Here is an 18,355-nt window from a genome sequence, read left to right as displayed (position 1 = left end):
TTGATACGCGCCGTTGCAGACCGCGCAGGAGCTGGAATGTCCAAGATATTTTCGTTGCATTTCGCAAAGATCACCAAAGGCAAAAGGAGATCTAGAAATGGACAGCAAAAATCTCGACAGTCGAGCCGAGGTCCGCGATGGCATCGAAGTCATGCCCGAGATGGCCGATATGCCACTTGAGATGCCCCACGCAAAACGCACCACTGCAGATGAACTCGTTGATGAGGCGCTGCTGGAGTCATTCCCAGCAAGCGATCCAATGGCATCGGGCAGAATGGAATGAACTCTAGAAACGCAAAAGGAGTTTTCAATGGACCAGATCGATAACTTGCACCGCGCCGCTGCGCTTAAAACGCCGACTGGGTTCGGCGAGGAAGCGGTGAAGGACATTTCTGCTGCTGCCACAACGCTGCTAGCTGACGTCTTCGCGCTTTATATTAAGACCAAGAATTTCCACTGGCACATGTCGGGGCCGAATTTTCGGAGCTATCACCTGCTCCTTGATACCCATGGCGAAGAACTCTTTGCCATCACGGACCCCTTGGCCGAACGAGTTCGAAAGCTCGGCGGTACGACACTGCGTTCCATCGGCGATATAGCGCGACAGCAGCGTATCACTGACAACGACGCAGACTTTGTTCACCCGCATGAGATGCTCGCCGAGCTGCGCGAGGACAACGGCAGTCTCATCGCCCGGATGCGGGCCTTGCATGAGCTCTGCGACGAATATCGCGATGTTGCGACCGCCAGCCTACTCGAAAACTGGATAGACCAAGGCGAGATGAGGGTGTGGTTCCTCTTTGAGACCCTTCGTTCCACAAACGGGTGACTTTGAGCCGCAAAGCAAGGTCTGCCTCACCTAATAACGTTCCCCAAAAGCAAAAGGTAATTCCCATGATTAAGTTGATAACCGCCGCGCTGCTCGGCGCCGCGGCGCTCGGTATGACTGGTTCGGCGAATGCTGCCGAAAAGCCAGCAATCGTCCTCGTCCACGGCGCGTTCGCGGAAGCGTCAAGCTGGAACGGCGTGATCAAAAAGCTGGAAGCTGATGGATACTCCGTAACAGCGGTCGCGAATCCTCTCCGAGGTGTTAAATCCGATGGCGACTATGTGCGCCATCTCGTCGCCAGCTTTAAGACGCCGGTGGTTCTGGTCGGTCACTCGTACGGCGGATCGGTCATCTCCGAGGCCGCGGACCCGTCCAAGGTAAAGTCGCTGGTCTTCGTCTCCGCATTCGCGCCAGACACTGGCGAATCCGCCATCGACCTCTCAGGCAAGTTTCCTGGGAGTACGCTTGGTGGCACGCTTGCGGCACCTGTAGCGCTGAATGATGGAGGCGAGGACCTTTATATTCGGCAGGACAAGTTCCACAGCCAGTTTGCCGCCGATGTTCCGGCAGCTGCCGCGAAGTTGATGGCGGCAACCCAGCGCCCTGTTACGTCGGCTGCCCTCGGGGAGAAGTCCGAAAATGCCGCGTGGAAGAACATCCCGTCCTGGTTCATCTACGGTGACGCCGACAAAAACATCCCGCCGAAAGCAATTGCTTGGATGGCGGAACGCGCCAAGTCCAAAGATACCGTCGTTGTGAAGGGCGCATCGCACGTCGTCATGGTTTCCCATCCCGACAAGGTTGCCAAGATCATCGAAGAGGCGGCGACAGCCAAGTGAGTTGACGCCTTCGAGATTCGAGAATCTTCACACATTCCGACGTCGTCGGCATTGACGAAGTAGGAGCGTGATCGAATTTTCAATGGCTAAATGACGTGCGGCCGCTAGCTCAGCGGCCGCATTTTTCAATTGACAGCCTGATTTTTGTTCCGTATTTGTTCATCATGAAGATGATCGCTCGGACCCAGATACGAATAGCACGCTGAACTGCTCCGCAATCGCGGAGGCTGTTGTTTCGTGTATTTTCGAGGGTTCATGATGAGCATCTCTTCGTCGCGCGATTTCGCGCAAAATAGTCCTGTCCAAATTTTCTATCCGCTCAGCACGGTTCGTTGCGTGGGACCAGTCCTGTTCAGAGATCAGCTGGCAAGGGACATCGCGTGCCTGCTGGACGTCGACGACGATGTTCTGTCGTGGTCATGCCGGTCCCTTTCGCTGTCCAGCGATGGGCAGGTCTACAAACCGGATTTTATGGTCGAAAGAGCTGATGTGCGGTTTGCTGTTGATGGTGTCCGAGATGACGGAGCACCGGATTGGGCAAATGCAAAATCTATCGATGCAGGTTTCCCGTACGAGGCGATCGCGGCGTCTGCGCTCCCACGTATCCGATTGAAGAACGCCAAGGATCTATTGCGATACGCCAGGTACGAGGCGCCTTTATCGGACCGGATCCGACTACTCGCAGCTCTAGACGAATGCTCTAGGTTAACGGTAGCGGAAGCGCTCATCGTCTTTCGAGAGATCAAGCCAGTGGCTGGCCTGGCCTCCATGGTGCTGCACAGGTTCATCGAAATGGACCTGGACGAACGTTTGATCGGGCCCGAGACCATAGTCCGCCGCAGGCGCGACTAACTCCCCAAAACCTTCCGGAACCATTCACGCTGCCTCGTGCAGTTGAGGACGAGCTATGCCTATTGGCACCACAAATGCGAAGATCAATTCGTCGGTCAAACACTATGCGCTCTATCGAACATTCGAACGAGCGCTTGAGCAATGCAAATATTTCAAGTTGGGCGGCCCGGGTATTATCGCCCTTGTAACGCCCGAAGGCAAAGCCGCCGGTGACTATAAGGCTTGCGCGGTTGCCTTCTTCTATGAGGGCCTAGAGCGCGACGATTGGGACCATGTCGGATTTGCATGCATCGCGGCGACAGATAAGCCGCAGCATGTGAAAGACGAATTTTACGAAAAATGCGGAAAGCGGCAACGAGCTGTCCTGTTTACGGAGACGCGGAGCCTGCCGCCGATCGTCACCGTCGCCGTCGATACCTTTATCGACCTGCAGCCCATCAATGAAAACGACCTGCGAGAGGCGTGTGCTCAGGTTCTAAAGCTGAGGATGTCGGCCAAACAGGCTCGGCAACTTTTGTCCTTCCCGCCTGATCTGATGTTTGCGGCCTTGCGGCGGAATAGTACCGCCGCAAATGCGATCTTTCGGCTGAGGTCAGTCCCTCCGAGCAATCCAGAAGCGGCGCCGATTGAAGAGCAGGCTCCGCGTCTGGAAGATCTACATGGCTACGGTGCGGCCAAGGAGTGGGGACTGCAGCTTGCCAAGGATTTAAAAGCTTGGCGGTGCGGACGGCTGAAATGGTCGGAGGTTGATCGCGGTCTTCTTTTGGCCGGGCCTCCAGGCGTTGGGAAGACGATTTTCGCCCGGGCCCTTGCAAAAACATGTGGCGTCAATTTCGTGGCGACCTCCATCGGCCAATGGCAAGCGAAGGGGCATCTGGGCGATCTTCTTAAGGCGATGCGGGCCGATTTTGCGTCCGCCGTCGACAAAGCGCCCAGCATCCTTCTGATCGACGAACTCGACTCGATTGGCGACAGGAGCAAGTTCAGCGGTGAGTATGCGCCATACTCCATCCAGGTCGTGAATGCGTTGCTGGAGGCATTGGATGGCTCCGCAAAGCGCGACGGCTTGGTTATCATCGGTGCCACCAACTTCCCAGAGAAGATCGACCCCGCAATTCTTCGCCCTGGCAGGCTCGACAGACATGTTGTTATTGGACTGCCCAACCTAGTCGATCGTGTCGCCATTATTGACCAAATGCTTGGTGAACAAGCCGTGGAAGGTATCGATAAACTCGGTCCGCCAACGGAAGCGATGTCTGGCGCTGACCTCGATCGAATGGTTCGGGACGCCAAGAAGCGGGCCAGGCGTGAGAACCGGCCGGTGATTCTCGGTGATTTGATGTCTCAGTTGCCTGAACTCCTCAAAATCAGCGGGGCGTACAGACACGCCATTTCGATCCACGAGGCTGGCCATGCCGTGGTCGGCCGGGCGCTGGGGCTCGGTGTTTTTCTTGGCGTCAATGTCGCCAGCCAGATCAACCCCAGACTTGAAGTGCAATCGGCGGGGGGAGCCAGCTTCGAGTTTCCGGTCCTGGAAGTCCGCAACGAGCAAAGGTACCGAGACGAAATCTGCCTTCGGCTGGCGGGCATTGCCGCCGAGAGATTGATCTTAGGAAGCCACGGCGATGGTTGCGGCGTCGGGCCGACAAGTGATCTTGCAATCGCTACTGACCTCGCGGTCCAGATGGAAACGAAGTCTGGGATGGGAGCACGGCTGTATCAGTTTGGTCGCGGAACAGCATGGGATCAGTTCGGGCCGCAGAGCGTGCCGTGGCTGTTCGATCGGGTGAACGAAATCCTCCGCGCGGAGATGGCCCGCGCGAATGATATTCTTGCGGCTATCGGAATGGATGCGGGTCGTTCATTGATGGCTCCCTGGATAGTTCCAGGATTTTCAACAACGGCCTTGCAAGAAAGAAGTGGTATCTCGCCGAGATAGGTCGGGGTTCTTGATTTGGGTCATTTCCGTGACTTCAGGTCATTTTCGATGACTTTCTACAGCGATTTATGAGATTGTGTAACCCAAGGCTTATCCCCGAGAGTTCCATAAATATGGTTACGCGATTTTCACAATTCACGCTTGCGCTTTCCACAAGATCACCAAGCGCGTGGCGGCGACTTACGTACCTGTTTTATTTCGCCAAATCACAGATATTTGAACGAGGGCGCACACGCTTGCCGCGCATTGTGCTTTCTGCTAGTTAGGTACGACCTTAAACCAACGGTAGTTTCTGCCAAGCAGACAACTCGCACCCGATCCGATGCCGCGCCCACGGTCGCGGCCTGATGTGATTCCGCGGGTAAATAAAACGAGATAAAATTTGAGCATCTGAGCCATTGGAAAAGAACGGGAAGATTTTTGTCAGCCCTCCGAAGGAGGGGCGCGATTTCAAAGAACTGTTCAGGCAGTTGGCCGCGGTCGGAGCAGGCCGGCCTTTGGGTCGAGACGGGTTTCCGCAAGGCCCATGGACGCCGGAGTTGTTGGTGGAGGCGATATCAGAGATCGACTCCAACCGGCTCGGCGTCGATTTGCGAACAGTTCAGCTCTGGTTTCAAGAAAACGATAAGGGAATTAGCCCTTCCAACATTCGCTGGTTGGCACGGATCTTTGGATGCGACGATCCGGAGGCGACCAGCGAATGGCTCATGGAGCTCAGCACAGCTCAAGCGTTGCTAACCTCAAAGAGGCGGGATTCAAGAAAATCCGTAAGAGGCACGGCATCGCTCGTGCCAGATGCGCCGCCGTCTGTCACCGTTGATGAGATCCAACCTGAAGGCGGTTTCACACAAGACAGTCAAATTTCTCGAGAAAGGCAACGCTTCAGCTTAGCGGAAAGATCGGAAGCGCTTTTCAGTCATGGATCCCCTTTGAACCTTCCGGCATCGATATTCGCCGGTGCTTCCGCCCTCGGGTTTTTGTCTTACATCGTCGGGATCGCCAGCATCACCTATGGGCGGCCGGACGGCGTCGTTAAGGAAGTCGGTTTTCTATGGGCACCAAACTGGACCCTTCTCTTCATGGTACTTCTGCCGCTATTTTTCGTAGTCGTGATTGAGCTGCTGGCCTTTTGGAAACAGGACGCACGCTTACGCCTGGTAGCACATGCCGATAGCTCAGAAAGCACTAAAGCCTGGGCGAGCAATGTTCGCGCTTATTCATATTCCTATTGGGCAGTTTTTCTGATCTGCATCCTGGTCGCTGGCGTTCTTCAATGGATCGGCGTGTGTCTCGTCCCACTGCTGGAGGGTAGTGGCGATTACGCGATCAGCTGGGGCACAATAGCGATTGTGCAACCTGATCTCATATCGGTGTCAGTGGAAATCGTGTTCACCGCGTTTTCCTACCTTTACATGAGCATTTGCTTTTATCTCTTTTTCGCGGGCCTGATTTTGCTTCATGCGATTGTATATGATCTTTGGAAAATCGAGGGAGGCGCACTGACGCAGCCAGAGGCGTCGCATCGGCGCGAACGGGCCGAAATCCGCCTTAGGATCATGCGGGGTATTTTCCGCTGCACCCTCCTTGGTGTTCTCGTCGCCGTATGCATGAAAGTCCAAAGTGCATACTTGAGCTCGAATGGAGAAGACGTCATGACCTGGCTGATCCACGATATGTCTTCGGTCATCGACGGTCACCCCGATGGTAGCGAAAGCTTGGGCTATCGAATGCCGACACATTACAGCAGTCTGCTTGTCGCCATTTCGGCCTGTGTCGTTTTTGTATACGGTTTTCTTCGTTTGGCTCTCGGGAAAAGGTTCCGTGTGATTTTGTGGAAGATGGCAGCGGTCGTAGGCCTGCTCTTTGTCACATATCTGTCGATCGATGCCTTTGACGGCTTCTCGATCTTCCTCGGCGTTAGTGTTCCACTCGCCGTGTACGGACTCTTTGATCCAGAGCTCGGGCAACGGCGAAATGCTGAATTGGAAGGCAACCAGAGTGTATCTTAAATGGCTTGATCATTGGGACGAGCGGCGGGCGCGGCATGGCGAGGAAGCGAAGAAAGCGACAACTATCGTTCTTGACAGCTGCCTCGCGTTCCCGGGTGAGGAGAGGGTAGGAACTATTGAGGGCTTTTGTGCTCTTGCCGACCAGGCTCTCGCTGATTCAAGCTTTTATGACGAACCGAGCGAGAGCGATGATGGCTTTGAGATACACGATGGGTGGTTGAAATATCCTTCGGACCTTTCAACGGACGTCGAAGAGAATAACTTTGTTTGGGCGAAGGTAACCGAAAGCGGCTCGCGCAATCAGGCATTGGTGATCTTCCATCACTGGAATGCCAGCCGCCGAAATCATCAGATCGCGAAGTTCTTTTCGCGGCGGGGGATTACGACAGTCGAGATCGCTATGCCCTATCACTTCGAGCGAAGCCGTCCTGGCTCGCTTTATGCCGAGGACATGCTTAGCCCGAATCTCGGCCGAACCGTCCAGTCTGTAAGGCAGGCCGTATGGGACGGGCGAAAACTCATCCGCTGGCTAAAAAGGGAAGGCTATCGAGAGATCTCGGTTCTCGGCATGAGCCTTGGTTCCTGGGTTGCGGGATTGATCGCCGCACATGAACCGGCCGTAAGAAAGGCGTCCTTGTTTTTGACGGCGGGTAGCCTCGCTGACATGGTTTGGACAGGCCGTGCGACCCGGACGATACGTGATAGCCTGGAGCGTGCGATCGAGATCACCGATCTTCGTAGGGCGTGGGGGACGCTGGATTTGGAGAACTACGCGCATAAACTGGCGCGACCCGATCTTGCTCTTCACGCGGTGATCGCGACCAGAGACAAGGTGGTGTTACCCCAGCTATCGAAACACTTCATCGAAAAACTACACGAAGCCGGGGCGAGGCCAAACGTCCTGGAGTTGAACTGCGGTCATTATTCCCTGGCGATGCCCCCGTACATTTTGCTCGCAGGTTGGAGCCTGAAGCGTTTTATGTCGCGACGAGGCTAAAGTGCGAGGACCGCAAGGAATCCCGCTGGTGGCCGACAAGTAGAGCAGGCCTCCCGCTCCTCGCTCCCGCGTCCATAAAAAACTTTTTGGTTCTAAATCAATACTTTGCGCCCAGCGTTTCGTTTGGTTTCGCTAGGATTCGCATTCCATCACGCAATCTGCGGTAAGCACCGTACTTATCAAATATCAGTTTTCAGCAAGGCGCCGCTCGAGTGAAAGCAGCGCCTTAGCGCTTATTTTGAACGGACACAGATCGCAATCGACAGTGCACAGGGGAAGCTATTTCAGCTTTGAGAGCAGCTATGGAATCTGACGTATTCGACATGCATTGCATCCGCAGGCAAGTGGGTTCAACTGGCTTGGTCATTTTTGAGCGTGACGACATCCTCCTGAGGCAGAAGCCGCAGTTCGAAGACCAGACACTCGGCGATATCGATGCTGATTTCGTGGCAATGCTTCAGGACATGCGTGATCTCGATGTTCGTTTCGGGTTCATTTCCCATCATCCAGCTCCGCCGTTCGACACGCGTGCCCGTATCAATAACGCGACACTGACACGGCTGCTCGACGATCTTCTGAAGGTATCAGGCGCCCTACCCGACTTCTGGATAGATGCAGCCCATTCATCAGACCTGAGACAGCACCGGCGCTCGCACAGCAGATCTGAACTCGACCTTATAACGAAACTGATGGTATGGTACGAAGCCGATCTCAACAGGACGGTCTTGGTACGGAAAGCAGAAGCCGCCCCGGGCCGCCCGGACACGCCGGGTCTCACGGAAATTTTTTATCCAGGATTAAGCGCCCGCGCGCCTTCCAACATCAGCCGACCGGCGACAGTGGTATGGCTTAAAGCGATGATCAAGCATGCCTTGGATCTAGAGTAAGCGGGTTCCTGTTGTCGAGATGAAGGCTGGTGAAGCCTTTCTCGTTGAAGCAGTTTCGCCTTTTTCGGTTACCGACTGCGGTCCCGATCTTTTTCCTGCGGCGGGCGAAGCTTGATCGATTTCGGTATCTCGCGATCGCGCTGTTGATTCCTCTGGCGGTCTGGCCGATCTTTTTCAGGGCTATCATGCTCGGCATTCGAACGGGCTATGCGCGACTGATCAACAGCACGGTTGCTCGAACTCTTGTTAACGACGCCCTGCTCCGCAACATGGTCGCGCCCGGTCGCCGACTTCGTCTCCAGGCTATCCGACGTGCGCTTATCCTTGCCAGCCTCCGCCCGATCCCGATTTTTCGCGACGCGGGAATCGAGCTGCAGCCCAACCACCTTGCCGATGATCTTTGTCGCTTGCTCGAAGATCAACCGATCAGACGCATTGGCGATCTTGGCGGCAACGCTCAAAGCGGTGTTCGCCAGTGTTTCTTTCGCCGCCCTCGCCTGCGCGGCACTAATGGGGGTGGATCGAAGCATGTGCTCCTCGCCTTTCTCTCGTGTGGGATCGCGACCCTCGCGAACCGCCGTTTCAAGCCGTTGGTATTCGCGACGAAGCCCCACGGACAGATCGTGGCTAAGATCGCGTGCGGTGCTGGGGGCTGATCGATCTTTTGCGATTTTCTCCAGCATCTCGATGACACGTCCGACGGACCGCTGACTCTGTTCGAGCCGGACCCGAGCATCCTGGCGCTTTGGTGCGGTCGGAGTATCACGCACCCTCGCCATGACCTTATCCACGACGTTGCTCGGAGCCGTTGCGCCCATCCGCCGGAACATCTCCCATTCCCATCGCTTCACCGGCGCCGGACCGGCGCGCTCGATGCGCTTCTGACGATCGATAGGGATACCGCGCGCTCGTGCCATTTCGGCAAAGCGGACACGCCATTCAGTGAAGTCGCGGATGTTGGGGTTGAGCGACCTTCCGCTGGCATGGCGCAGCGCGACGATCACATGAAGGTGTGGGTGCTTTTCCAGATCGTGACGATTGTGAACAGCATAGGCATAACGATGCCCTGCAAATTGCTCCCGCAGGAAATCGCGGCCCGCGAGGATGAACTGGTTGCGATCCACATTGGCTGGTCCGGAGAGCAAAAGGTGCATGAAATCCCGCGGTTGCCGGGTTTGCATGAGAACCCCAACCGTCCTGCCCTCCGCGGTCAATACCTTGTGGTCCCTGGTCGTGACTTCGCGCCGCACCTCGCCGAGTTCATACCGGCCGCTCCTGCCAGGCCGCTCCTCGATGCGTGCCTTTGTAGAAAGCGTGACCTCCGCCCCTGCCCGCTGCATGGCATGCAGGGTTGCCGTCAGGCCTTTAGGTCCAGAGGAAAACTCCGCCGGATAGCGCGAAACCGGAGTAGTTCCAGCGTCCCGCAGAGCCCTGTCCAATCGATCGTCGATCACACGCACATTCTCTATTTCCGCAGGAACTCGGTTCGCGCTGCTTCGATCCGACCTGTCTTTCTTCTCGTGAGCGATGACCAGGGCAAACTGCAGACGGGTTCCTCCCTTCACGCCTTCGCTGACGCTGAACGCGTAGGTCCGATCTGTGTCGCCGGGCTGGCGGAAACCATCTTCCGCGAGAGAAGCAAGACCACGAGCGATATCGTCGCGGTTGGCATTCTCCAGTTCGTAGGTCAGGCGAAGAATATCCTGACTGCCTTTCCGGTTGCCGAACTCCCGCTCCCAGGAGCGCACAGCGTCTCGCAGATCGGTAACCTCGCGGCCATCCTGGTCGTGCGCTTTCTCTTCCTTGCTCTGATAGGCGAGCACGTTGCGCGCTGAAGCCGCGCCCGCCCCATAAGACAGGGCTTTGACGACAACCGCATTGTTGCCGGAAGCACGACTGAAAGCCGAGGCAGCGCCGGGATGTTTGCCGGCGCGCGGAACTGCCTTGGCCGACGATGGTCGCTTTGCGGCGCCGCCTCCACCGCCGCCTCGTCGCCGGAGTTCGTCTTCTATAAGCTCGAAGTAGTCCGGCAGTCGGCGGCCCTGGGACCTAGATGCTAAGCGACTTTTGGACATGTCGGTCATCATGGTTCCTGATCAGATCGGCGATAAAGCTAGAGGGCCGGACGTAGGCTGCGTCTCTGATAGCATCGAGCGCACCCATGACGTTCTCGAGCTGCTGCGCAATCGCTTTTGCGCTTGCAGCACGAACGTCTCCTTCGGAAAGGAACTCCTCGTTTCGAAAAGCAAGTTCTCGCAGGAACTGGTGCATGTTTGCCAACTGACGGTCATGTTGCTCGAGCATCGCCGGGATGTGCATCACCTCTCTGGTCACGATGAGCTTGGCGACGATGTTCACAGAGACATCAAGCCTGCGAGCCACGGCCTCGAGATTGCTCAGAATGTGAATGGGGAGACGGAACATCACGGCGGGCTCACGCATCTGATTACAGCCCCCTCGCCTTCAGCGCCTCTAAAATCAGCCGGTGCGTCGCAGAAGAGAGCTGTTCATGCCGCTCCAGCGACACGCGGAATATCTTGGTCAGTACGTCGTCGTCGAGATAGAGAGAGATACGCTTGCGCTTTGTTTCAGCGTCCGTGGCGATCGCTTGCGGTGGCAGTGGACCGGGATTTCGGGTCTCGGCTGGTTGCCGCCGCGCCTGAGGCTCGCGGCTCTCGGCTTCTGCTTGCAGAGCCTCATCTGGCATCAGCGTCTCAAGGTCGATATCCGTCGGCATGTAAGACGTGGCACTCTCTTCCACCTCCTTCGCCTGGTCCTCCCTGGACCGTGCAAGGGCAAGAATATTGCCGGCGGGCGTCCGTTCCCTCGACATACGTTAGGCCGCTTCCGCCTGCAGCAGGCCGATGAATTCGTTGTTGATCTTCTTCACGAGATCAATTGCATCGAGCACGCTCTCGGATGCCCGCCGCTTTGCCGACGGGGTCAGCGAGGAATTGTTCTCGATACCTGCCAGTTTGGAATAGAGCGAGCCGAAACCGGCTCCGACATCGCTGAAATGATTGCTCTTCCGGATGACCGTCTCCACCATCGGAATCCGGCCGCTCGTCAGGATCGCATGAACCTCGGGAAGTGACCTATTGTGCTTAAGCGCGATCATGTCGACATAATTCCAGATGGCCGCATAGGGGATCGGCCCTGAAGCGCGCTTTTTGGATATTTCCTTCAGGATCGTCGCCACCTTGATTGCTGACGTGGCGGCGGTCGGCTCCGGGATGATCGGAATGAGGACTGCATCGCACTCGTGATAAACCTCGACAGCCCGTTGATGCACGTAGCCGCCGACGTCATAGATACGGATATCCGCTTCAGGTGCGTCGGCCAAGCGGTCGCGAAACCTGTCGCCAGGTACGACGCGCAGATGCAGCAACGTGCCGTCTGTCGGGAGCAGCCCGCGCTTCATCGAGACATTGTACCAGCGCGTCGATGACTCCTGCTCGTCGCAATCAATCAGAAGCGTTCGATGTCCCTGCTGCGCGAACTCGGCTGCGAGATTGACGTTCAGGGTTGATTTGCCGGCACCGCCCTTGAACGTCGAGATCGCGAGGGAAAGGGGTTTAACTGCCATTTGCTTCTTCACCATCTTGCATCGACTATTACTGTTGGGAGGAAGGGAGTTCGATGGTGGCGGCCAAAGATTGCGGACATCGCCGCCACGCTCTGGACGAACCTGCCCTCGTCATGCCCGAAATTTGGCTCGTAGCTCTTCCTGCCGCCGAGCGGCGATCAAATCCTCGTTCAGCCGTGCCATTTCGCGTTCACGAATTGCATCCGCGACCGGATCCCTCCCCGGCCAAAAGCGAAGGATTGGTAAAAACAGCAGCGCGAAGAATGTGATCGTGGCCGCTTTGAACCAGGACGAATGAGCGTAGAGATCAGCTGCCCATTGCCACAGCGCTTGCGTCCATTCTGTGGGGAGAAACGCATATGAAAATACCAGCGCGACGCCGTATGCGACGAACGACGCAAAAAACAGGCCCACAGCCGACACTATGATAAAATTGGCGCTCAACACGACGAACCAGGCCGCCCGAAACGGGAAGACAACGACCTTAAATGACTGCCTGAACGCTGACATCCGCTCTTCTCCAGGTGCGATTTTCAGTGCCTGGATAAGACATACTCCAATCCGCATGCCTTTTCCAGACTTGCACTGCAGTATAATTTCGTGCATGGTCGAAAAAGTCGAAATAAGACGGATGCGGACATGAAGAATGGCGCATGGCGGCTCGATCGCCTCCTCTCCTACACCCTCGTCAACATCCTCATCGCGCTGCCCCAGGCTGCTGCGGCCGATACCGATACCGCTGCGGACTTCGTCCAGTCCTACCAACGTGCCTACGCGCAGGGGCGCGATCTGATACCAGGGCCAATCCCGCCGCTCGACACATCCTCGATAGCGACGCGGCTCGACCTGCAGACCATCAGACCTCAAAGTGCCCTTACTGGCACTGGGTTCGTCGCGCTCGATGGGACGATTGTCAAACTAGCCGGCGCTCAGGGCTGCCTTTCGACAGAAGTAGTCGAGTTCACTGGGTTGCGGACGACATGTGCGATGGTCTCGCTTGCGGGAATGACAGCGACCCTCAATGAGGCAGAGGTAGGTGCGGGCAACGCATTTCCCTGCCATGTCTTCGGAAATGCGCCCGGAACACCCACGGTCCACTATGCCGAGTGCTTCTTTGTCGAAGATGGCGGGGTCCGATCGCTTTCGGAAACGCTCATCAGCAGAGGACTGGCGTTTGCTGCCCGAGATGGTGCCGGGCGTCCTGTTTTTCCGGAATACGCAAAAGCCGAGGAGCAGGCTCGCCGGGACAAGGCGGGGATTTGGGCGAACGCCTATTTCGTCCATCCCTACGGCGCTCGCTATCGTGCCAATCTATCAACGAACTGATGCGAGTGAGATCACTCATGCTGATTTCCACGATCACAGTGTCTGGCTTCTTTGCAGCGATGAACATCATGCCGATGCTTGCACAAGGCGACATGACACGGACACCCTCCGCTCCGGTCGTCCGAGTTCAGGCCTCTGAACAAGACTTGCCCGCCACTGGCACGCGCGACGACGATCAGTCCACATTCCGTCCCTTTCCTTCAGAGGCGCAATTCGAAACCGGTGACACCTGGATTTCCAGCGGCCGGCGGTATCGCCTGTACGGCCTGCAATCGTGCCTTCGAGGGACAAATATCACGGTGTCTGCCGGCGTCGTGCGCGACTGCGGCGAGCTCGACCTCATCATGGTGCAAGCATTGATCCGGGACACCCGACCTGTCTGCGCCACCATCAAAGATCTCGACCAGAACAATGCCGTCGTGGCGTGCCAGACAACCACCGGCCAACACCGCTACGATCTGGCAACCTATATGATCGCTCAGGGATGGGGATTTGCCGCAGTCGACGGGGCGGGCCGTTTGATCGTCCCTGGATATAGGACGGCTGAGGAGGCGGCGCGATCCGCACGCGCCGGGCTTTGGGCGTATCCTGACATGCCGCATCCGGTTTCGTTCCTCACGCAGCAGGCGAGGACCGAACGATGAAAGTCGTGGCCGTTTCGATGATGCTGTTCATGGCGATACCAGCGGCGTCGCTCGCACAAAGTCGACAACCCGATGTGCCGCGCCAGATCTACGGCATGGTTCAGGTCGTTGATGCAACGACTTTCGAATTCGTCAAGAGCCGACAGGTCGTCCGTCTGGCCGGCTACGAGGCGCCCCGCCTGGAGCAGACCGCGACGAGCGCTGGGGTGGGATGGCCTGCCGGTCAGGTGTCACGTGCATGGATGATCCTTCGGACGCTTGGCCAAAACGTCAACTGCGGACCGATCGGACGCGACGCCAAGCAGGTGTTGGTCGCCCACTGCTTCGTCGGAGAGACCAACCTGGCAGCAACGGCAATTGCCGAAGGCATCGGCTATGCGTTCAACTACCCGGGCGAGCCTCAGGTGCCTGCCTATTTCGACATCGAAAGAAAAGCCAGGGGTCTGGGGTACGGAGTCTGGTCGTCGCCCGACCTGCTTCCGCCCTGGCTATACGATGCTTCGGTGGCGAAGGCAGACACGTCCGACAGCAGGCTGCTGGAATCCGAACCGGGACTGCCGTTGCCGCTGCCTGTCAATCAAACAACGCGCTGAGTTGAATGACCTGCCTGGAGGCTGAATGAAACGTGTTCTCGAAACCCTTGCCGTAGCAATGGCCTTGCTTGCCTTTGTTCCTGTTGCAGCCAGCGCGCAAAATGCCGGTTCGCCCAATCAGATCGAACAGCGAGACCCCGATCACTGCGGTGTCGGCGGCGCCGGATGTGATCCGGCGGACGTGCAGCAATGGAAGGCTGTTGGCAACAGCCTTGCCGACCTGTCGTCGGCAGACCTTAGCCAATACGCCTACGCCTGCGCGCGTCATCCGGAATGGAAAAAAGACTGCCAAACCGATCCCGCAATCATTCTGAAGCGCCTGGGAATTGAAGGATATTGAGACTGCCGATGAGCAAGTAGGACAATGTCGTCGCCATTGCCGCAATGGCCTTCCTCGTCGGGACGGCCGGCCCTTTCCTTCAAGGATCGGTAGCACCTGGACGCAAATTCAAGAATTAGATGGAGGAGAAGTAATGAGACGATTTTCGATCGTGGTCGCGGCGTTGGCGGCTGGGAGCTTCACCGTATGGAGCCCTAACGTCAAGGCCGAGGACGCCTCCTGGGGTTGTCAGGTGCTCCTATGTGCAGCATCGCAGAATCCCTCATGGCATGGCGTTTCCTATTGCGTTCCGCCCATGACGAGGCTGATTGCCGCCATGAAGGAACCCGGGTTTGATTGGCCTATCTGCCACGAGGCAAATGCAGGCAAGCCAGGTCGCGAGGATTTCGAGGAATGCCCGGCCGGCACGACAGTCGGCTACAGCTCGCAGGGCGACAATGGATGGCGAGGTGAGCCGGACCAGTGCATCAAGACAGTCGATGTCTGCCGCTCGCCGAACTTACGTTCAGATGCGACGAGGCTGCCCGGTCAAACCATCCGTCGCAGCTTCGGAAGCGACGACACCGACTGCGTCCAGCAGATTGCCACTCCGCGCCCGCGACGCGCCGACCCCTATTTCTTCGCCATACCCAACGACACGGGCGTCAAGGAGCGGTTCTGGTTCAACCTCAATCATTAGCCGCGTGTTTTCGATCTGCCCGGACGGCCAACGTCAGGCGGCGGGCTCCGCAGTTTCCTTTTTCTTTCCCCGCCGCGATCTCAACGCTGCGATGCGAGGAAGATCGTCTTCGGTGACCTTGAGCAGATCTTCGATAACGACTTTCCACTCGCGCTGCATCTTGTCGAGGGTCGAAATTTTCACGTCACGCATGCAGCGTGTGACTTGCGACATGTAGGCTTCCGATACACCGAGCTGCTCGGCCAGCTCCTTGTTGGTAACGCCACGCTCGGCTTTCAAACGTCCGAGGCCAACCGCCAGTCTTTCCTGAAACGACAGCGATGTGAGGACCGATTTATCCAATTTTGCGTCGGCATCGACCTTCACACGTGGCATTGGACGAATATCCCGCGTTCGGTTGAAAGGGATATGTCGGGACAGGACGCGCCATCCCTTGGAAAAGCGTCGTCACTGCGGTGCCTGCTTATCAACATGTTCGAAAATAAATCAGTCATTGCGGATCCGACGGCGACAGATGATCAACGTAACCATGCCTATAACTCTCTGTTGCCCATCGTTGTCATTGGGACGTTCACAAGCTCGTTACCTCTCTACACCGTCAGCCAACGTTGCAGCAAGCGGTCCGGGATTGTATGGGCTTCGAACTGCGCCCTTTGATCGTCGTCGCGATGATGTCGGACGACATGGCTTGCACTTCTCAACAACAATCCCATTGCCGAACAATTATACTGCAGTTAAAGTCTATCCACTATGCTTGATCGGAGGATTTGGATGGCATCGTTCACGACTTCCAGCTATCGATTTGACCTGACGCGTCTCGCCGTCGCGCTTCTGATCCTCGGACTGATTTTCATCACGGCCCGCCTGTCGATCGGCGACAGCCTGACGGTTGGTTACGTTATGGTGATCCCGGTGTACGTTTTTTTGTCGGCCGTTCTCGAGGACGCGCGGCTCGTAAAACACAGCCGCGTCCATGCGTGGGCAGAGACATTGGCAGCTTTAAGCGCCGCAGCGGCTTGCGGATATACAGGCTATCAACTCTGGATATCAGGGTACTAAGACATCGGCATGCGGATCGTTGTTCGCAACAGCCCTGCCCACGGTCTCGCCACACTCGAAGAATGCGAGGCAGTTGCCCTGCGCGCCTGGTATGGCAACGCTGCTTCCAGTGAAGACGAGGCCATCGCCCTATCCGTCATCAAGCGCTCTCGGTTGATGGACGGTTGGATCGAATGCGACTGCCTGCCCGGCCGATACCGGCCCCTTCTTGCCCCGATTCAACAGGAACACACATACACCCTACGGCGCCTGCTGCCGAAAGACGAAGATCCCGGCCGGCATGAAGAGCGCCCAAACCATGCACATGCCTGCCCGTTTCATGTCGACAAGGGTGCCGCGCCCTCTCCCTTCGATCGCGGCTATCATCTTCGCCCGTTGTCCAAGTCGGAACGAAGCTACATCGATGCGCTCCCAGCCATTCCCGACCGACTTGCTGACGTCTCCGCCTCAGACCGGATCCGATCGGTCGAGCGAAACGATCGGCCCTCGCGGCTTGGATCAATCCTCTGGAGGGTGCTCGATAAAGCAGGCACCAATGTCATTCCGCCCCTGCAGGATGAGCAGGATTTTAGCCTCGGAGATCAGCTTGCAAGGCTACGCTCCGCGGCGCGTGAGTTTCGGGTGCTACGCACCTGGACGCTCAACGCGTTGATGTCGACATGGGCGGCCGACTACCGTGATCCAGACAGCCGTTGGCAGCGGTTGCTCGCAACCTCGCGCCCAGATTGGCCCGAGACTGTACGTCGAACCGGCTTCATGGCGCTGTTTGCGACAAGCGTTTCGACACAAACAATCATGCCGGCATCCTCGGCGCGCAAGATTGAGATCCTGGCGAAAGTGCGCCAGCCGCTTCGTGGCGATCCAGCCAGCCGCGGACCGTTCCTGACACTGTTGAATGTGGATTTTGGAGACGATGACGATGGGCCAGCCCGAGCGGTCCAAGCCTATGCACAGCCCGTCTACAATGGCGACACACTGTTTCCGGTGGAATCGGGATTTGAGCGGGACGTAACCCATCTCCTGTTCTGGCTGCAACAGTCGCTATTTGAGGCCGCACCAGAACTTCGTATCGAGATCACCAAACCACTCTTCGCCTCTGACACACCCATTGGTCCATGCCGCCCAGACTTCATCTTGAACGTAAGCTATGGAGCAACCCATTCCTTAAACCTTATCATTGAAGCCTTTGGAATGGAGAGTGACGAGTATCGTCGGGCGAAGGAGGTGATGTTGCCGCGAGCTAAGTATCTCGGACCGCTTTTTGGAATTTTTCCGAACGACCTGGCTGCGGCGCAGGCGGCGGAGACTGCCCGGCGTCTGCAGTCGTGGGTCATCGATCAGGTGCGACACGCCGGAAATCTTTCCAGCCTATCCGGCGGTGGACATACCTCGTAGCTATCCGTCATCGACGTCGGAACTGGAGCTATCTCCCGCGTTCTGTCATTGAGAATCCCGCAGTTCGGCACCCGCTGCTTGGAGCAAGGCATCTTGAATGTTCGCTAGGGTCCCGGTTGAACAAGTTCCAAACATGCGCGAGACGAGGTCATTAGCCAGCTCTGCGATCGACGGCGTCAGACTTCCTGCTGCGGTGTTGCTCACCTCGCTTTTCCCGGTAGCTCGCGCGTTACTAGCGGCGGCAAGTGTCCGCCTCTCCATCTCGCGCTCTTTCACCATCAGCCAGAAACCTGGGTCAGCCCTTGCCGCAGAGACGATCTGCTGGATACTCCGAGGATCTGAAAAATCCGCTTTCGAAAAGTGTTTGATCTCGCCCATGAT

At 57.0% G+C, this 18,355-nt stretch carries 22 protein-coding genes; 15 read left to right on the top strand and 7 right to left on the bottom strand.

Going from position 1 to position 18,355, the window contains the following annotated elements; genetic code table 11:
* Positions 1-97 precede the first annotated feature (97 nt).
* The 8 genes from AB8B33_RS37360 to AB8B33_RS37325 all read left to right on the top strand — a co-directional run bounded on the left by AB8B33_RS37360 (position 98) and on the right by AB8B33_RS37325 (position 8,352).
* Complete coding sequence (locus AB8B33_RS37360) at positions 98-283, top strand: hypothetical protein (protein ID WP_017996680.1); 186 nt, start codon at positions 98-100, stop codon at positions 281-283.
* A gap of 27 nt (positions 284-310) precedes the next feature.
* Positions 311-829 (top strand): Dps family protein, encoded by a 519-nt coding sequence (locus AB8B33_RS37355; RefSeq protein ID WP_017996679.1) that lies wholly within the window; start codon positions 311-313, stop codon positions 827-829.
* A gap of 65 nt (positions 830-894) precedes the next feature.
* A complete protein-coding gene (locus tag AB8B33_RS37350; RefSeq protein WP_130763084.1) occupies positions 895-1,668 on the top strand; it encodes an alpha/beta fold hydrolase in 774 nt (257 codons plus the stop codon).
* Between the two features lie 255 nt (positions 1,669-1,923).
* Positions 1,924-2,520 carry a hypothetical protein gene (locus AB8B33_RS37345; protein ID WP_130763014.1) on the top strand — a complete coding sequence of 199 codons (597 nt, stop codon included), beginning with the start codon at positions 1,924-1,926 and terminating at the stop codon, positions 2,518-2,520.
* 55 nt (positions 2,521-2,575) lie between these two features.
* The gene (locus AB8B33_RS37340; protein ID WP_439019358.1) at positions 2,576-4,459 is read left to right on the top strand and encodes an AAA family ATPase; all 1,884 of its coding nucleotides are present in this window, start codon (positions 2,576-2,578) and stop codon (positions 4,457-4,459) included.
* 398 nt (positions 4,460-4,857) lie between these two features.
* Complete coding sequence (locus AB8B33_RS37335) at positions 4,858-6,468, top strand: RcgA family putative transporter (protein WP_439019357.1); 1,611 nt, start codon at positions 4,858-4,860, stop codon at positions 6,466-6,468.
* Positions 6,458-7,465, top strand: a complete 1,008-nt coding sequence (locus AB8B33_RS37330) for an alpha/beta fold hydrolase (protein ID WP_439019400.1) — start codon at positions 6,458-6,460, stop codon at positions 7,463-7,465. The genes AB8B33_RS37335 and AB8B33_RS37330 overlap by 11 nt, the downstream gene beginning before the upstream one ends.
* Positions 7,466-7,767: 302 nt before the next feature.
* On the top strand, positions 7,768-8,352 hold the full coding sequence (locus AB8B33_RS37325) for a hypothetical protein (protein ID WP_439019356.1): 585 nt from the start codon (positions 7,768-7,770) through the stop codon (positions 8,350-8,352).
* A gap of 68 nt (positions 8,353-8,420) precedes the next feature.
* On the opposite strand, the gene AB8B33_RS37320 is transcribed toward AB8B33_RS37325, so the two are convergent.
* The 5 genes from AB8B33_RS37320 to AB8B33_RS37300 form a co-directional block, all read right to left on the bottom strand.
* On the bottom strand, positions 8,421-10,436 hold the full coding sequence (locus AB8B33_RS37320) for a relaxase/mobilization nuclease domain-containing protein (RefSeq protein ID WP_439019355.1): 2,016 nt from the start codon (positions 10,434-10,436) through the stop codon (positions 8,421-8,423).
* On the bottom strand, positions 10,402-10,794 hold the full coding sequence (locus AB8B33_RS37315; protein WP_439019354.1) for a hypothetical protein: 393 nt from the start codon (positions 10,792-10,794) through the stop codon (positions 10,402-10,404). Before AB8B33_RS37315 ends, AB8B33_RS37320 begins: the two co-directional genes overlap by 35 nt.
* A 4-nt stretch (positions 10,795-10,798) precedes the next feature.
* Positions 10,799-11,185 carry a hypothetical protein gene (locus AB8B33_RS37310; protein ID WP_439019353.1) on the bottom strand — a complete coding sequence of 129 codons (387 nt, stop codon included), beginning with the start codon at positions 11,183-11,185 and terminating at the stop codon, positions 10,799-10,801.
* Between the two features lie 3 nt (positions 11,186-11,188).
* A complete protein-coding gene (locus AB8B33_RS37305; RefSeq protein ID WP_439019352.1) occupies positions 11,189-11,938 on the bottom strand; it encodes a ParA family protein in 750 nt (249 codons plus the stop codon).
* Positions 11,939-12,049: 111 nt separating this feature from the next.
* Positions 12,050-12,448, bottom strand: a complete 399-nt coding sequence (locus AB8B33_RS37300) for a hypothetical protein (RefSeq protein ID WP_439019351.1) — start codon at positions 12,446-12,448, stop codon at positions 12,050-12,052.
* Between the two features lie 129 nt (positions 12,449-12,577).
* On the opposite strand from AB8B33_RS37300, the gene AB8B33_RS37295 reads away from it, so the two are divergent.
* From AB8B33_RS37295 to AB8B33_RS37275, 5 genes are all read left to right on the top strand, one after another.
* Complete coding sequence (locus AB8B33_RS37295; protein WP_439019350.1) at positions 12,578-13,264, top strand: thermonuclease family protein; 687 nt, start codon at positions 12,578-12,580, stop codon at positions 13,262-13,264.
* A 17-nt stretch (positions 13,265-13,281) separates the two neighbouring features.
* Positions 13,282-13,908, top strand: a complete 627-nt coding sequence (locus AB8B33_RS37290; RefSeq protein WP_439019349.1) for a thermonuclease family protein — start codon at positions 13,282-13,284, stop codon at positions 13,906-13,908.
* Positions 13,905-14,501 carry a thermonuclease family protein gene (locus tag AB8B33_RS37285; RefSeq protein WP_439019348.1) on the top strand — a complete coding sequence of 199 codons (597 nt, stop codon included), beginning with the start codon at positions 13,905-13,907 and terminating at the stop codon, positions 14,499-14,501. Before AB8B33_RS37290 ends, AB8B33_RS37285 begins: the two co-directional genes overlap by 4 nt.
* Positions 14,502-14,526: 25 nt before the next feature.
* Complete coding sequence (locus tag AB8B33_RS37280) at positions 14,527-14,841, top strand: hypothetical protein (protein ID WP_130663735.1); 315 nt, start codon at positions 14,527-14,529, stop codon at positions 14,839-14,841.
* Between the two features lie 133 nt (positions 14,842-14,974).
* Positions 14,975-15,520, top strand: a complete 546-nt coding sequence (locus AB8B33_RS37275) for a hypothetical protein (RefSeq protein ID WP_130663734.1) — start codon at positions 14,975-14,977, stop codon at positions 15,518-15,520.
* A 33-nt stretch (positions 15,521-15,553) separates the two neighbouring features.
* On the opposite strand, the gene AB8B33_RS37270 is transcribed toward AB8B33_RS37275, so the two are convergent.
* Complete coding sequence (locus AB8B33_RS37270; RefSeq protein WP_130663733.1) at positions 15,554-15,895, bottom strand: helix-turn-helix domain-containing protein; 342 nt, start codon at positions 15,893-15,895, stop codon at positions 15,554-15,556.
* Positions 15,896-16,291: 396 nt separating this feature from the next.
* Here AB8B33_RS37270 and AB8B33_RS37265 point away from each other — a divergent pair, with 396 nt between their 5' ends.
* The gene (locus tag AB8B33_RS37265; RefSeq protein ID WP_439019347.1) at positions 16,292-16,579 is read left to right on the top strand and encodes a hypothetical protein; all 288 of its coding nucleotides are present in this window, start codon (positions 16,292-16,294) and stop codon (positions 16,577-16,579) included.
* A gap of 9 nt (positions 16,580-16,588) precedes the next feature.
* Complete coding sequence (locus AB8B33_RS37260; RefSeq protein ID WP_439019346.1) at positions 16,589-17,974, top strand: hypothetical protein; 1,386 nt, start codon at positions 16,589-16,591, stop codon at positions 17,972-17,974.
* Positions 17,975-18,019: 45 nt separating this feature from the next.
* On the opposite strand, the gene AB8B33_RS37255 is transcribed toward AB8B33_RS37260, so the two are convergent.
* Complete coding sequence (locus AB8B33_RS37255; RefSeq protein WP_439019345.1) at positions 18,020-18,352, bottom strand: hypothetical protein; 333 nt, start codon at positions 18,350-18,352, stop codon at positions 18,020-18,022.
* Positions 18,353-18,355: the final 3 nt, after the last annotated feature.

The organism is Rhizobium sp. 768_B6_N1_8, from assembly GCF_051811225.1.
Classification (GTDB): Bacteria; Pseudomonadota; Alphaproteobacteria; order Rhizobiales; family Rhizobiaceae; genus Rhizobium.
Note: the sequence above shows the minus strand (reverse complement) of the source record. Positions and strands in the feature narration are given on the sequence as shown.